The sequence below is a fragment of the Duganella sp. LjRoot269 genome, from assembly GCF_964254095.1.
GTDB classification, from domain to species: Bacteria; Pseudomonadota; Gammaproteobacteria; order Burkholderiales; family Burkholderiaceae_D; genus Rugamonas; species Rugamonas hordei.
The window spans coordinates 5,728,997-5,743,695 of record NZ_CAXUSL020000001.1; the positions used below are offsets into that span (position 1 = coordinate 5,728,997).

Genomic DNA, 14,699 nt, shown 5'->3' on the forward strand with positions numbered 1-14,699 from the left:
GACTTTATGACCACTAAACCCTATCACCACGGCAATCTGCGCGACAGCCTGCTCGACGCCGCCGACGCGCTGCTGGCGCAGGACGGCGCGCAGGCGCTGACCTTGCGCGAGGTCGCCAAGGCCGCGGGGGTGTCGCACGCCGCGCCCTATCATCACTTTGCCGGCAGGGAGCAATTGCTGGCCGCGGTGGCGGCGCGCGCCTTTGCCGCGCTGGCGGCGGCGATGGCGGCGGCGAATGACGCAAGCGCGCGCAGCCAGGGCGAGCGGCTGATGGACATCTGCGAGGTGTATGTCGAATTCGCCCGCGCGCGGCCGGCGCAGTTCCGCCTGATGTTCGGTCCCATGCTGGCGCAAAAGTCCCGCCATCCGGAGTTGAAGCAGGCCGCCGAGGCGGCGTTCAATGTGCTGGTCTCGGCGGCCACCGCCTTCGATGCGGCGCGCGGCCCGGAACTGGCGCTGACCGGATGGAGCCTGGCACACGGGCTGGCGAACCTGGCGATCGACGAGGCATTCACCGACCTGCCGGTCGAGGTTCCGCCGCCGTCCGTGCTGGCGCGCGCGATGGCGGCCAGGATGCTGGGGCTCGACCGGCCCGGCGAGACGATGCGCAGCTAGTCTTGCGTGTAACGCCACAGGTTGACGGCAAAACAGATCACGCCAGTCGCCAGCGTCACCGACGCCAGGCCCAGCAAGGGAGCGACCGCCGTGCTGCCGTTCAGGAACAGCGCCAGCGAAATCATCTGGACCGGCAGCGCAACGTTGTAGAGCCAGAAATGCGCCTTGGCCAGCCGGGTAGCGGCAGCCGCCGGCACGCTGCGATAAAACAGCCCGAACAGCGCCAGGCTGACCCAGCCGAGCAGGTTGACGTGCGCATGGACCGGGCGCATGACGAAGTCCTGCGACGCCGCCATGACGATGCCGAGCGCGATGCCGGCGAGGAAATACACAACGGCGATACGCAGAAAGCGATTACCCATGAAATTCTCCTCATTCGCATGATAGGCCGGCGGCGCCGGGCGCCATCATGCTGACACGAAGGAGTTGTCAAGGCAATAAGCAAGTCGCATGAGCTGGTTTTTTTACAACGGCGAAAAAAAGGGAGCCGAGGCTCCCCTTGTTTTACATGATGTGGTGACCGACCCACCAGGCCAGCGCGGCCACGAAGGCCGAGGCCGGAATCGTGAACACCCAGGCCCAGACGATGTTGCCCGCCACGCCCCAGCGCACCGCCGACATCTTCTGCGACGAGCCGACGCCGACGATGGCGCCGGTGATGGTGTGCGTGGTCGAGACCGGGACGCCGAAGTGCGAGGCGATCAGCAGGGTCAGCGCGCCGCCGGTCTCGGCGCAGAAGCCGCCCACCGGTTTGAGCTTGGTGATCTTCTGGCCCATGGTCTTGACGATGCGCCAGCCGCCGAACAGCGTGCCGAACGAGATCGCCGTGTAGCACGACACCACCACCCACAGCGGCGGCGCCGCTTCGCCGGCCGGCACCTGGCCCACCGCGATCAGCAGCATCCAGATGATGCCGATGGTTTTCTGGGCGTCGTTGCCGCCGTGGCCGAGGCTGTACGACGCGGCCGACACCAGCTGCAGCCGGCGGAACCATTTGTCGACGCGGCGCGGCGTCGAGCGCACGAAGATCCACGACACGATCAGCATGATGATGGAGCCGAACACAAAGCCCATCAGCGGCGACAGGATGATCCATTGCACCGTCTTCAGCAGGCCGCCGCCGACCAGCGCGCTGGTGCCGGACTTGGCCACCGCCGCGCCCACCAGGCCGCCGATCAGCGCGTGCGACGACGACGACGGAATGCCGTAGTACCAGGTGAACAGGTTCCACGCGATGGCGCCGACCAGCGCGCCGAAGATCACGTACTGGTCGACGATGCCCGGGTCGATGGTGCCCTTGCCCACCGTCGAGGCGACGTGCAGGCCGACCACGAAGATCGCGGTGAAGTTGAACACGGCGGCCATGGCCACGGCGGTCTGCGGCTTGAGCACGCCGGTCGAGACCACGGTCGCGATCGCGTTGGCGGCGTCGTGGAAGCCGTTCATGAAGTCAAACACCAGCGCCAGGGCAATCAACAGGCCCAGCACGTAGATGCTGATTTGTAGGGTATGCATGTTTTGGACAGTTCTTTGTAATTATGCGTTTTCGACGATGATGCCTTCGATGATGTTGGCCACATCTTCGCAACGGTCGGTCACGGTTTCCAGGATTTCGTAGATGGCCTTCATCTTGATCAGGTTGCGCACGTCCGGTTCGTCGCGGAACAGCTTGGACATGGCGGCGCGCATCACGTGGTCGGCGTCCGACTCCAGGCGGTCGATCTCTTCGCAGATGGCGACGATCTGGCGCGAGTTGTCCATGTTGTGCAGCAGCGCCACGGCGTCGCGTACCTTCTCGGCGCAGGCCAGCACCAGCTCGGCCAGGCGCTTGGCTTCCGGCGTGACCGAATGCAGGTCGTACAGCGAGACGGTCTGGCCGGCGTCTTCCAGCAGGTCGAGGATGTCGTCCATGCGGGTGATCAGCTTGTGGATGTCGTCGCGGTCGATCGGCGTGATGAAGGTCTTGTGCAGCAGGTCGACGGTGGCGTAGGTGATCTTGTCGGCTTGCTTTTCGATCGACTCGATCGCGTGCACGCGGTTTTCCAGGTCGTCGAAATTGGACATCAGGCCCAGCATCTCTTTTGCACCTTTGACGCACAGGTCGGCGTGTTGGTTGAACAGGTCAAAAAATTTGCCCTCGGTGGGCATCAAGCGTCCAAACATGTCTTTCTCCGTTTATTAATTTGCTGCGGGCGCCGGCCTGGTGGGCCGGCGTAAAGATTAGTCGCCTTGGTACAGCGCCAGATTACCGACGTAGTTACCAAACTTGGTGTACTGGCCGATCCAGGTCAGACGCACCGCGCCGATCGGGCCGTTACGCTGCTTACCGATAATGATTTCGGCCGTTCCTTTATCGGGCGAGTCCGGATTGTAGACCTCGTCGCGATACAAGAAGATGATGACGTCCGCGTCCTGCTCGATAGCGCCGGATTCGCGCAAGTCGGACATGACGGGACGTTTGTTGGGGCGTTGCTCCAGCGAGCGGTTCAGCTGCGACAGCGCGATCACCGGGCACTGCAGCTCCTTGGCCAGGCCCTTGAGCGAGCGCGAGATCTCCGAGATTTCGGAGGCGCGGTTGTCGCCCTGGGTCGAGCCGGTCATCAGCTGCAGGTAGTCGACGATGATCAGGCCCAGCTTGCCGCACTGGCGCGACAGGCGGCGCGCGCGGGCGCGCATCTCGATCGGGTTCAGCGCCGGGGTCTCGTCGATGAACAACTGGGCGTCGTTCATCTTCTGGATGGCGTGCGTCAGGCGCGGCCAGTCCTCGTCGTTCAGGCGGCCGGTGCGCAGGCGGTGCTGGTCGAGCTGGCCGACCGAGCCCAGCATACGCATCGCCAGCTGGGCGCCGCCCATCTCCATCGAGAAGATCGCCACCGGCAGGCCGGCCTCGATGGCGACGTTTTCGCCGATGTTGACGGAGAATGCGGTCTTGCCCATCGACGGACGGCCGGCCACGATGACCAGGTCGCCCGGCTGCAGGCCGGAGGTCATGCGGTCGAGGTCGATGAAGCCGGTCGGCACGCCGGTGATCTCGGACTGGTTTTCACGCGAGTACAGCTCGTCGATGCGCTCGACCACCTGGGTCAGCAGCGGCTGCACGGCGGTCCAGCCGGCGGCGCCGCGGGCGCCCTGCTCGGCGATGGCGAAGATCTTCGATTCGGCCTCGTCGAGCATCTGCTTGACTTCCTTGCCCTGCGGGCTGAACGCTTGGCCGGAAATCTCGTCGGCCACGGTGATCAGCTGGCGCAGGATGGAGCGGTCGCGCACGATCTCGGCGTAGCGGCGGATGTTGGCGGCCGACGGCGTGTTTTGCGCCATCGCGTTCAGGTAGGCCAGGCCGCCGACGTCCTCGGCCTTGCCCAGCTGGGTCAGGGTTTCAAATACGGTGATCACGTCGGCCGGCTTGGAACCGTTGATCATCTTGACGATCTGCTCGAAGATGATGCGGTGGTCGTAGCGGTAGAAATCTTCCGGATGCATCATGTCCGCGATGCGGTCGAACGCGGCATTGTCGCGCAGCAGGCCGCCGATGACGGACTGTTCTGCTTCGATGGAATGCGGCGGGACGCGGAGTGAATCTACTTGCGGATCGGAAGGGGCGTTCATGGCGCGAATTATACCTGCTTGTTTGTGCCATACTACAAAATTATGACGAGAAAAAAGCCGGGCTAGCCCGGCTTTTTTCTCGATGTTGCAAGCTTGGCAGGCGTTGCCGCCCGCTCAAATCTTAGGCAGCTTCGCCTACGACAGCAACGGTCACTTCCACCACCACGTCGGTGTGCAGAGCAACGCTCACCGGGTGCTCGCCCACGGTCTTCAGAGGACCGGTAGGCATGCGCACGGCAGCTTTTTCAACGGCGAAACCAGCTTTGGTCAGCGCTTCAGCGATGTCGAAGTTGGTGACGGAGCCGAACAGACGGCCGTCAACACCAGCTTTTTGCGAAACGTTCACGGTCATGCCGTTCAGTTTCTCGCCTTGGGCTTGCGCGGCGGCCAGTTTGGCGGCAGCAGCTTTTTCCAGTTCAGCGCGCTTGACTTCGAATTCAGCAACGGCTGACGCGGTAGCGCGGCGAGCCATTTTTTGCGGAATCAGGAAGTTACGTGCGTAACCGTCTTTAACTTTAACGACTTCACCCAGGTTGCCCAGGTTGACGACTTTTTCTAACAGAATGATTTGCATAGTTCTTCTCCAGGATCTTATCTAGACTACGCAATTAAGCGTGGTGCAGATCGGTGTAAGGCAGCAGCGCGAGGTAGCGGGCGCGCTTGATTGCGGTGTCAACTTGACGCTGGTAGTGCGCCTTGGTACCGGTCAGACGTGCTGGCATGATTTTGCCGTTTTCCTGGACGAAGTCCTTCAGGGTGTCGACGTCTTTGTAGTCAACTTGTTCAACGTTTGCTGCGGTGAAGCGGCAGAACTTCTTACGTTTGAACAATGGGTTTTGTTGCTTGCGCTTTTCTTTCAGCTTGAGCTTGTTTTTGTCGAACTTTTTACCGAATGCCATTTTAGGCTCCTGTATTTAAATTGAGCTGTCTGGGACAGCACTAAAATCAATGATGTGAAACACCAGGCTTTTGCTATTGCGATTCTTCTTGTTCAGAAAACCGGTGAACTGATACATGCCTGCCAGTGGCGCCTGACTGAAGCGGCCTGAAATCTCGCCCGCGGCAACCGCGGAAATTTCAAACTCGCTCAATCGGGCGATGCCCGCCTCCATCTGCTGCGACCGGTGCTGCAGGACAGCGTTCACGATCGGCATGCCGGCCGGGGTATAGCGCAAGGCGTCCCGTTCGGCGATCAACGCGATGAATTGGCTTACATTCACTGGAGCTGATTCAGCCCGGTTCTGAAACAATTAGGCCGCAGGAGCAGCAGCGGCTGCTGGAGCTTCGGTGCGATGCGATTTCGCTGCATCTTCACGTTGTACCGACTTCATCATCGGCGAAGGAGCGGTTTCCGCTTTCTTCATCTTGACGGTCAGGTGACGCAGCACGGCATCATTGAATTTGAAGGCGGTTTCCAGCTCGACCAGGGTCTCGTTGTCGCATTCGATGTTCAGGCAGATGTAGTGTGCTTTAGCCAGTTTCTGGATCGAGTAAGCCATCTGACGACGGCCCCAATCTTCAACACGGTGCACGGCGCCGCCGCGGGTCGTTACGGTGGTTTTGTAACGCTCGATCATGGCGGGCACTTGCTCGCTCTGGTCCGGGTGGACGATAAATACTATTTCATAGTGACGCATGCAAACTCCCTTAAGGACTGTGAATATAGCCCACCCTGGCGTCAAGACAGGTGTGGGAAGAGGTAAGCCCGCGACTATATCAGCTTTTGGGCCAAAAAACCAGCCCTGGCCCGCCGCCGAAATTCCCTGCCCTATGAGGCCGCATGAATTTATTTCGCGCAAAGCAACAAATCCTCTTGCATTTCCTCTCACACTGTACAAAAATACAGACTGTCTATATACACAGGCCCAACGGACTCTATGATCAAGCTCACCGCACGACAGGAACAAATTCTCAATCTGATCAAGGATGCCATCGAAAACACCGGCTTCCCGCCGACCCGTGCCGAGATCGCCAATGAACTGGGCTTCAAATCCGCCAACGCGGCCGAGGAGCACCTGCAGGCGCTGGCGCGCAAGGGCGCGATCGAGATCGCCGCCGGCACCTCGCGCGGTATCCGCCTGCTGGGCGTGCATGCCGAGCCGGCGATGCCGAAGGTGCCGCCGTCGCTGATGATGTCGCTGCCGCTGATCGGCCGCGTGGCCGCCGGCTCGCCCATCCTGGCGCAGGAAAACCTGGAAACCAGCTACAGCGTCGATCCGGCGATGTTCTCGTCCAAGCCGGACTACCTGCTCAAGGTGCGCGGCGAATCGATGCGCGACGCCGGCATCATGGATGGCGATTTACTTGCGGTGAAGAAGGTGGACAGCGCCAAGAACGGCCAGATCGTCGTGGCCCGCATCGGCAACGACGTCACGGTCAAGCGCTACCGGAAGACGGGATCCACGGTGGAATTGTTGCCGGAGAATCCGGACTTCAAGATCATCAAGGTCGATCCGGAAGCGGACGAGTTCGCGCTGGAAGGCCTGGCGGTCGGCCTGATGCGCAGCTGGCACTAAGTTCGCGCCAGCTGCCCGGACGCCGCTATGGTCTTAGCGGCGGTTGTCCGCGGTCGGACGCTGGCCAGGCATGGCGCTGCCGACAACATAGGAAGCCATGCCGTTGTCGCTGTTGTTGACCGAATAGTAGTTCTGTTTGAAGTGCTTGACGTAGCTCGGGTCCTTCAAGAATTCCGAGGTGGCCTGCGCCCACAACTCCGCCTTGACGTCCAGCGCCTGCGCCTTGCGCTGCATCTCCATGGCGATCTCGGTATAGGCCATATCCATGCGCGTGGCCGCGACCTTGCGCTCGGCATCGGTCATCACCGCCGCCACGTCGGCCGGAATGGCTTTGCCGGCCGGCAGCAAGGCGTTATAGCTGCCGATGAACTGGTTGTAGCACTCACTCCATTCAGCGATATTGTTACGCACCTGCTTGACGCCGTCGCGGGAAGCGGAATGGGACGGCATCACCGGCTCGGCGCAGTTGGCCTTGGCGGCCAGGTCGGCACCGTCGTAGCGGCTGGTGTAATAGTCGATGTCCGCCTGGTGCGCGCGGCGCTTGGCGACGATCTGGTCCACATCGGTCGTCCCCGCAGCCCAAGCCTGCGTGCCCATCACCATCATCAGACCAGCAATCATTGCAACTCTCATCGCTTACTCCCGGTTATCACATCGTAGTTATTTGGTGCTCTTGCCCATGATAGAACTGCCGACCCGCATGTTCTGGTCCCAGTTCTGCTGCTGGTCGGTTTCGGCCTGGCGCTGGGTCAGCGCGTTCTGGCTGCGGGCGCTGGCGGTCTTGACGTACTCGGTGGTCTTGGCTTCCCAGGCTGCCTGCGCCAGGTTCACGCTGTCGGCCTGCTTCTTCGCATCGGCGCCGGCGGCCGCGTAGGCCTGGTCCATGCGCGCGATGGACTGGGCAAATTCGGCATCCGTCATCAGGTTGGGCAGGTCGGCCGGGATTGCCTTGCCGGCTGGCAGCAGGCTGTTCAGGTTCTTGACGAAACCGTTGTAGCAGGCCAGCCAGGCGTCGACGTTGACGCCGACCGCCTTGATGTCCCTGACATTGGTGGACATCGCTGGAATGTCCGGCTTGACGCAGTTGAACTTGCTCAGCGTAATATCCGAGCCGTCGTACTTGTTGGCGTAGTAGTCGATCTGGCTCAGCTTGGCCTGGCGCTGCGGCGTCATCTGCAAGGCCGCCTTGGCGTCGGCCACGCCCGCGTCGGCGGCCTTCTTGAACAGCTCGTCGCCCTTGGCCATATCCACCGCCGTGCCTTCGCCGTACCAGTACAGTTCGCCCAGGTGGAATTGCGCGACGGCGTTGCCGCCGGAGGCCAGCTTGGCGTAGATCGGCAGCGCGCGGGTGTAGTCCTTGGCGGCCATCAACTTGTCGGCATCGGCCAGTTCATCCGCCAGCACGCTGCCGCTGACCAATACCATGCACAACCCGATTATCGACGAAGCTTTCATGTCACACCTTTTTAGTTATAGTCTGAAAAACCAAGTGTATAAGCAAACTTAAGGATTTGGCAAAACAATTCAGTGCTTGACCGCCAGCGTGGGTACCGGACCCGACGCGCGCGCGGTGGAGGCGCCATTGCGGGCCTCGGTCTGCTGCACCAGGGCGACCTGCTGCGTGCGGGCGTTCTCGGTGGCGACGAATTCGTTGGTCTTGGTTTGCCAGGCTTCGCGGGCGGCCATGATCTGGTCGGCGCGCTGCTTGCCTTCGGCGTAGACGGCGGCGTAGGCGTGATCCAGCCGGGACAGTGCCTGCTTCAACTCGTCGTCCGTCATCAGGTCGACCAGGTCGTCCGGAATGGCTTTGCCGACAGGAAGCACGTCGTGCAGTTTTTTGACGAAACCGTTGTAGCAAGCCATCCAGGCGTCGATGCCGGCGCCGACGGCCTTGATGTCCTGCTTGGTTTCGGAGCGGGTGGGAATGTCGGGCTTGACGCAGTTGAACCTGGCCAGCGCGACATCGGCGCCGTCGTAGCGCTGGGTGTAGTAGTCGATGTCGGACTGGCGGGCCCTGTGCTGGTCACTCTGCAGGTCTTCGGCCTGGACTGCGCCGGCCGCGGCCAGCGTTAACGCAAACACCAAAGCAGTTTTCATTGTTCCGCCCCTTGGCTTTAAATATATTAAAGCCAAGTGTATAGAAAAAGATAACTGCGCACAAATATTCAAATGTGCAGTTTTGTATCAGCAGCCTTCCAGCGCGCAGGCGAAGTCGTCCAGCAGATCGTCGGCGTCTTCGATGCCGACCGACACCCGTATCAGCGATTCGGCGATGCCCATCGACGCGCGGCGCTCGGCGCCCATCTCGTAGAAGATGGTGTGGGCCACGGGAATCACCAGCGTGCGCGTGTCGCCCAGGTTGGACGCCGGAATCGCCAATTTCAGGCGATTGAGGAAATCGAAGCAGTCGATGCCGTCCTTCAGCTCAAAGCTCAGCAGCGAGCCGTAACTGTGGAACAGCTCGGTCGAGATGCCATGCTGCGGGTGCGACTTCAGCCCCGGATAGTGGACCGCGGCGACGCGCTCGTCCGCCTCCAGCATCCCGGCCAGCGCCAGCGCGTTGCTGCTGGTGCGCTCCATGCGCAGCGCCAGCGTTTCGGCGCCGACCGCGATGTGGTGCGCCGCTTCCGGCGCCAGCGAGGCGCCGAAGTCGCGCAGGCCCTTGGCGCGGATCTGCGCCAGCCCCCATTGCGCCGGCGCGGCCTTCTTGTAGTTCTCGTAGATATTCGGGAACCTGCTCCAGTCGTAGACGCCGGTGTCCGTCAGGCTGCCGCCCAGCGCGTTGCCGTGGCCGCCGATCGACTTGGTCAGCGCATTGATCACCAGGCCGGCGCCGACCGATTTCGGACGGAACAGATACGGCGTGGTCATCGTGTTGTCGACGATGTAGAGGATGCCGCGCTGCTGGCACAGTTCGCCGATGCGCCGCAAATCCGCCACCTGCGTGCGCGGATTGGCGACGGTTTCGACGAACACCACGCGGGTCTGCTCGGTGATGGCGGCGGCGACGTTGGCGACGTCGGTGGCGTCGACGAAGGACACGGCCACGCCCTGCCCCATCGTGGTCTGCCACAGGCTGTTGGTGTTACCGAACAGGAAGGCCGATGACACCACGTGGTCGCCGGCGCGCAGCAGCGACTGGAACACGGCGCCGATCGCGCCCATGCCGGTGGCGAAGCACAGCGTGCCGACGCCCTGCTCCATCTTGTTGACCTTGTCTTCCAGCGCGGAGATGGTGGGGTTGCCCTGGCGGCCGTAGCGGAAACCCGGCTCCTTGCCCTGGAACACGGACGCCAGCTGGCGCGCGTCGGCGTAGCCGAAGGCGACCGAGGTGTGGATGGGCTTGTGCAGCGAGCCGTGCTCGATGCCTTTCAGGCGGTCGTTGTGCAGGATGGTGGTGGTGAAGCCGTAGTTCTTTTTGTCGTTCATGTGCATTCTCGCACGTCGTTCCCGCGCAGGCGGGAACCCATAGAACGCGAGCACGCAGGCTCAGTATGGATTCCCGCCTGCGCGGGAATGACGAAGGTTAGGCTTCGGTGACAGCCAGGTTCAGGTTCAGTTGCGAGCGGCCCGCGTCTTCCGGCGCGGCGGCCTTCGGATGGTGGCGCGCGTACTCCAGCTTGTCCAGGTAGTCCTTCGAGATGTCGCCGGTGACGTAGACGCCGTCGAAGCACGAAGCCTCGAAATTCTTCAGCGCCGGATTGACGTCCGAGATCGCCCGTTTCAACGCGTCGATGTCCTGGTAGACCAGGTGGTCGGCGGTGATCTCGCGGCACACTTCCTCGGTGGTGCGGCCGTAAGCGATCAGCTCGTCGCGGGTCGGCATGTCGATGCCGTACACGTTCGGGTAGATCACCGGCGGCGCGGCCGAAGCGAAGATCACTTTCTTCGCGCCCGCTTCGCGCGCCATCTGCACGATCTCGCGGCTGGTGGTGCCGCGCACGATCGAGTCGTCGACCAGCAGCACGACCTTGTCCTTGAACTCGGAGGCGATGGCGTTGAGCTTCTGGCGCACGGATTTCTTGCGCGCGGCCTGGCCCGGCATGATGAAGGTGCGGCCGATGTAGCGGTTCTTGATGAAGCCTTCGCGGTACTCGACGTTCAGCGCCAGCGCCAGCTGGATCGCGGCCGGACGCGACGAATCCGGAATCGGCATGACCACGTCGATCTCGCCGTCCTTGAATTCGCGCTTGATCTTCTCGGCCAGGTACTCGCCCATTTTCAGGCGGGTGGCGTAGACCGAGGCGCCGTCGATGACGGAATCCGGACGGGCCAGGTAGACGAACTCGAACACGCAAGGGTTGAGCGACGGATTGTCCGCGCACTGGCGGCTGTGCAGCTGCTTGTCGGCGTCGATGAAGACGGCCTCGCCCGGCGCGATGTCGCGCACGAAGCGGAAGCCCATGCCTTCCAGCGCCACCGATTCGGAGGCGATCAGGTATTCGGCGCCCTGCTCGGTTTCGTTGATGCCCAGGCACAGCGGACGGATGCCGAACGGATCGCGGAAGGCCAGCAGGCCGACGCCGGCGATCTGCGCCACGGCAGCGTAGCCGCCGCGCACGCGGCGATGCAGCACGGTCACGGCTTCGAAGATCGTGTCGGCGTCGATCGAGATGCCGGTGGTGGCTTTCTGGATTTCGTGGGCCAGCACGTTCAGCAGCACTTCCGAATCGGAATCGGTGTTGATGTGGCGGCGGTCGTTCTGGAACATTTCTTTCTTGAGCTGTTCCCAGTTGGTCAGGTTGCCGTTGTGCGCCAGCGTGATGCCGAACGGCGCGTTGACGTAGAACGGCTGCGCCTCTTCCTCGCTCGACGAGCCGGCCGTTGGGTAGCGGCAGTGGCCGATACCGGAATTGCCTTGCAACGTACGCATATTACGGGTACGGAAGACGTCACGAACGAGGCCGTTGGCCTTGTGCATGGCGAACATGCTGCTGTGATTGGTCGCGATACCCGCCGCATCCTGGCCGCGGTGCTGCAGCAGCAGCAGCGCGTCATACAGCAGTTGATTGACAGGTTGATGGGATACGACGCCGACGATGCCACACATGATGTTGCTCCTGGACTTGGTGCTACGGATTTAAAGAATTCAAAAATTTACATGCTGCGCCATGGCAGCGGGAAGGAAGGCTTTCACCATATGCGCCCCGGTCTCCGCGAGCGGACTCAATAGCGCATTCTTCCAGAATGCCTGTTGCGGTATCGACGTCATCCCACACAAGATGACGCCGGCCAACACGATTACAAGGCCGCGGCCGAAACCGAACACCATGCCCAGCAAGCGGTCGACCAGCCCGAGGCCGCCGGCATCGAGCAAGGCGCCCAGCGCCATGCCCAGCAGCCCCATTAAAATTCGCACGCCGATAAACAAGGCGATAAAGGCCAGGATCAGGCGCAGCACCTCGCCCGGCACCACCGGCGGCAGCAGCTGCGCCAGCGCGGCGGCATAGGCGTTGGCGACCACGAAGGCCACCACCCAGCCCGCCAGCGACAGCACTTCCTTCACCAGTCCGCGCATCATGCCGATGATGACCGACGCGACCAGCACGAAAATCACCAGGTAATCAAAAATCGTCACGTCGGGCAGCCGGCTGGATCAGACGGTTTCGAGACGGCCGTTCAAGCCCATCGCGGTCAGCTTGGCCTTCACTTTTTCTGCCTCGTCCCTGCTGGTGAACGGTCCCACGCGGACGCGGGTCACCTCGCCCGACGGCGCCTTCTCCGTGAAGGAGTTGATGCCGGCTTTTTTCAGCTTGTCGCGCAGCTCATCGACCTTGCCCTTGTCCGACAGCGCGGCCACCTGCAGCACGAACTTCTGGCCGGACTCGGCGGCGGCCGGCTTGGCGGCGCTCTTGCCTTCCAGGATGGCCAGCGCGCGCGCGTCTTCCGATGTCGCCGCCGGTTTCTCGGCCTGCTTGGCGGCCTTCGCCTCGGCCAGCTTGCGCTCGGCGTCGGCCTTGGCCTTCGCTTCCGCCTTCACCTCAGCCTGCTTGCGCTCCAGTTCCTGCTTGTAGTCGGCGTCCTGGCGGGCCTTGGCTTCGTTGTCGGCTTTGTTCTTGGCGATCTGGTCGGCCTTGGCCTTGGCTTCGGCTTTCAGGTCGGCTTCGTGTTTGGCGGTGTCAGGCTTGGCGGGCGCAGGTGCGGGCGCTGGCGCGGCAACGGCCGGCGACGGTTTCACGGCCAGCTTGGCGTCGTCGACGATTTCTTCCTTGCTGTCGAGCGCGGCGCTGTTGGCGACGGGGGCGGCGGGGGCTTCCGCCGGCTTGTCCTTGGACGGAATCTTGATTTCAATGTCGGACGCCAGCGGCTTCGGCTCGGAATCGAGCACCATCGGCAAGCCGATCGCCACGCCCAGCGCCAGCGCGATGGCGCCGACGAGACGGCGGCGCGCACGTTTCTTTTCCGGCAACACCGGATCGTCGGCCTCGTTGTCCCGCGAACGGCGGGATTTGGCGTTGCCATCGGCCGACGAGGCGCGCTTGGAGCGCGCGCGCTCCGACATCGCCTGGTCATCTGCGCTGGTGTAATAGCCGCTGTCTTGCGCAGCAGTTTCTTGCTTGTTTTTACCGAGTTTCGAGAACAAGCCCATGCGTGATTTCAGTCCTGTGCGTTCAATGGAATGAGGATTTTCGCGCCGCCATGACGCCGGCGACCGTGAGGAAAGATCCAAAGACCACAATTCTATCATTCTCCCCGGCCCGGCTGATCGCATTTGCGTAGGCTGAGGCCGGATCTTCGAAGATATTGATGGTGCGCTCCGCTTTGTCGGCTTGCACAATTTGCACTTTTGCCGCCAGTTCGGAGGCGCTGGCCGCGCGCGGCGACGGCAGCGTGGTCAGGCACCAGTGGTCCACGTGCTCGGACATGGCGGCGATGACGCCGTCGATATCCTTGTCGTGCATGGAGCCGAACACGGCATAGGTGTAGGGATGGAAGCCCATGTTGCCCAGGTTCTGGTTCAGCGCCGAGGCGGCATGCGGGTTGTGCGCGACGTCCAGGATGACGGTCGGACGGCCCGGCAGCACCTGGAAGCGGCCCGGCAGCTCCACCGTCACCAGGCCGGTGCGCACTTCCTGCGCGCCGACCGGCAATTCCAGCTTCAGCGCCTCCAGCGCGGCCAGCGCGGCCGAGGCGTTGAGGATCTGGTTGGCGCCGCGCAGGCTCGGATAGGCCAGCGAGTTGCGGCGCTGCGAACGGCCGCCGTAGTTCCACTGCTGCTTGTCGCCGGAATAGTTGAAATCGCGGCCCATCAGCCACAGGTCGGCGCCGATGGCCGCCGCGTGGTCGATCAGCGATTGCGGCGGCACCGGGTCCGAGCAGATCGCGGTCCGGCCGGGACGGAAGATGCCGGCCTTCTCGAAGCCGATCGCCTCGCGCGTGTCGCCCAGGTAATCGGTGTGGTCGATATCGACGCTGGTGACGATGGAAACGTCGGCATCGACGATGTTGACCGCGTCCAGGCGGCCGCCCAGGCCCACTTCCAGGATCACGACATCCATGCCCGCGCCGGACAGCAGATGCATGATGGCCAGGGTGGTGAATTCAAAATAGGTCAGCGTGGTGTCGCCGCGCGCCGCCTCGACGGCGTTGAAGGCGGCCACCAGCACCTCGTCGCTGGCCAGTTCGCCGTTGACGCGGGCGCGCTCGTTGAAATCGAGGAAATGCGGCTTGATGTACAGGCCGACCTTGTAGCCGGCGCGCATCAGTATCGATTCCAGCATGGCGCAGGTCGAACCCTTGCCGTTGGTGCCGGCCACCATGATGACGGGGCAGCTGAAGCTCAGGTTCAGGCGTTCCTTGACGGCGAGAACGCGATCCAGGCCCATGTTGATGACGGTTTCGGCATGGCGCGATTCAAGCAGCGCAAGCCAGGCGGGCAAAGTAGTTGGGTTCGACATGATGGTGGCTCAAAAGTGAAAACGGCGCGCAGGCCGGCATGATAGCCGATTGCGCGCCGCAGCG

18 protein-coding genes are annotated in these 14,699 nt (G+C 62.5%); 2 read left to right on the plus strand and 16 right to left on the minus strand.

Annotation, left to right across the window (positions count from 1 at the left end; genetic code table 11):
- Positions 1–6 precede the first annotated feature (6 nt).
- The gene (locus ACSQ3S_RS25580) at positions 7–615 is read left to right on the plus strand and encodes a TetR/AcrR family transcriptional regulator (protein WP_436144179.1); all 609 of its coding nucleotides are present in this window, start codon (positions 7–9) and stop codon (positions 613–615) included.
- On the opposite strand, the gene ACSQ3S_RS25585 is transcribed toward ACSQ3S_RS25580, so the two are convergent.
- The 8 genes from ACSQ3S_RS25585 to rpsF form a co-directional block, all read right to left on the minus strand.
- On the minus strand, positions 612–977 hold the full coding sequence (locus ACSQ3S_RS25585) for a cytochrome-c oxidase (RefSeq protein WP_176654462.1): 366 nt from the start codon (positions 975–977) through the stop codon (positions 612–614). The genes ACSQ3S_RS25580 and ACSQ3S_RS25585 overlap by 4 nt on opposite strands.
- A 142-nt stretch (positions 978–1,119) precedes the next feature.
- Positions 1,120–2,130 carry an inorganic phosphate transporter gene (locus tag ACSQ3S_RS25590; RefSeq protein WP_176654461.1) on the minus strand — a complete coding sequence of 337 codons (1,011 nt, stop codon included), beginning with the start codon at positions 2,128–2,130 and terminating at the stop codon, positions 1,120–1,122.
- Positions 2,131–2,151: 21 nt separating this feature from the next.
- The gene (locus tag ACSQ3S_RS25595; RefSeq protein WP_008450935.1) at positions 2,152–2,778 is read right to left on the minus strand and encodes a DUF47 domain-containing protein; all 627 of its coding nucleotides are present in this window, start codon (positions 2,776–2,778) and stop codon (positions 2,152–2,154) included.
- 57 nt (positions 2,779–2,835) lie between these two features.
- Positions 2,836–4,221: a replicative DNA helicase gene (locus tag ACSQ3S_RS25600; RefSeq protein WP_176654460.1), complete on the minus strand. Its 1,386-nt coding sequence runs from the start codon at positions 4,219–4,221 to the stop codon at positions 2,836–2,838.
- A gap of 121 nt (positions 4,222–4,342) precedes the next feature.
- The gene (gene rplI / locus ACSQ3S_RS25605; protein WP_090314782.1) at positions 4,343–4,795 is read right to left on the minus strand and encodes a 50S ribosomal protein L9; all 453 of its coding nucleotides are present in this window, start codon (positions 4,793–4,795) and stop codon (positions 4,343–4,345) included.
- 34 nt (positions 4,796–4,829) lie between these two features.
- Complete coding sequence (rpsR, locus tag ACSQ3S_RS25610; RefSeq protein ID WP_008450941.1) at positions 4,830–5,120, minus strand: 30S ribosomal protein S18; 291 nt, start codon at positions 5,118–5,120, stop codon at positions 4,830–4,832.
- Positions 5,121–5,135: 15 nt separating this feature from the next.
- Positions 5,136–5,441 (minus strand): primosomal replication protein N, encoded by a 306-nt coding sequence (gene priB, locus ACSQ3S_RS25615; RefSeq protein ID WP_176654459.1) that lies wholly within the window; start codon positions 5,439–5,441, stop codon positions 5,136–5,138.
- A 30-nt stretch (positions 5,442–5,471) separates the two neighbouring features.
- On the minus strand, positions 5,472–5,858 hold the full coding sequence (gene rpsF, locus ACSQ3S_RS25620) for a 30S ribosomal protein S6 (RefSeq protein ID WP_028819549.1): 387 nt from the start codon (positions 5,856–5,858) through the stop codon (positions 5,472–5,474).
- Positions 5,859–6,098: 240 nt separating this feature from the next.
- Between rpsF and lexA the strand changes: the two genes are divergently transcribed.
- The gene (gene lexA, locus ACSQ3S_RS25625; protein WP_176654458.1) at positions 6,099–6,737 is read left to right on the plus strand and encodes a transcriptional repressor LexA; all 639 of its coding nucleotides are present in this window, start codon (positions 6,099–6,101) and stop codon (positions 6,735–6,737) included.
- Between the two features lie 33 nt (positions 6,738–6,770).
- Here lexA and ACSQ3S_RS25630 read toward each other — a convergent pair whose 3' ends face one another.
- The 8 genes from ACSQ3S_RS25630 to folC form a co-directional block, all read right to left on the minus strand.
- The gene (locus ACSQ3S_RS25630) at positions 6,771–7,358 is read right to left on the minus strand and encodes a hypothetical protein (protein ID WP_436144180.1); all 588 of its coding nucleotides are present in this window, start codon (positions 7,356–7,358) and stop codon (positions 6,771–6,773) included.
- Positions 7,359–7,397: 39 nt separating this feature from the next.
- A complete protein-coding gene (locus ACSQ3S_RS25635; RefSeq protein ID WP_436144181.1) occupies positions 7,398–8,162 on the minus strand; it encodes a tetratricopeptide repeat protein in 765 nt (254 codons plus the stop codon).
- 99 nt (positions 8,163–8,261) lie between these two features.
- Complete coding sequence (locus ACSQ3S_RS25640) at positions 8,262–8,834, minus strand: hypothetical protein (RefSeq protein WP_353405306.1); 573 nt, start codon at positions 8,832–8,834, stop codon at positions 8,262–8,264.
- Between the two features lie 87 nt (positions 8,835–8,921).
- Positions 8,922–10,166 carry a cystathionine gamma-synthase family protein gene (locus ACSQ3S_RS25645; RefSeq protein ID WP_436144182.1) on the minus strand — a complete coding sequence of 415 codons (1,245 nt, stop codon included), beginning with the start codon at positions 10,164–10,166 and terminating at the stop codon, positions 8,922–8,924.
- A gap of 97 nt (positions 10,167–10,263) precedes the next feature.
- Complete coding sequence (gene purF, locus ACSQ3S_RS25650) at positions 10,264–11,787, minus strand: amidophosphoribosyltransferase (protein WP_353405304.1); 1,524 nt, start codon at positions 11,785–11,787, stop codon at positions 10,264–10,266.
- A gap of 39 nt (positions 11,788–11,826) precedes the next feature.
- Positions 11,827–12,315, minus strand: coding sequence for a CvpA family protein (locus ACSQ3S_RS25655; RefSeq protein WP_353405303.1), 489 nt, complete (start codon positions 12,313–12,315; stop codon positions 11,827–11,829).
- Positions 12,316–12,333: 18 nt separating this feature from the next.
- A complete protein-coding gene (locus tag ACSQ3S_RS25660; RefSeq protein ID WP_436144183.1) occupies positions 12,334–13,326 on the minus strand; it encodes an SPOR domain-containing protein in 993 nt (330 codons plus the stop codon).
- Positions 13,327–13,348: 22 nt separating this feature from the next.
- Entirely contained in the window at positions 13,349–14,635 is a 1,287-nt protein-coding gene (gene folC / locus ACSQ3S_RS25665; protein WP_436144184.1) for a bifunctional tetrahydrofolate synthase/dihydrofolate synthase, read from the minus strand.
- Between the last annotated feature and the right edge of the window lie 64 nt (positions 14,636–14,699).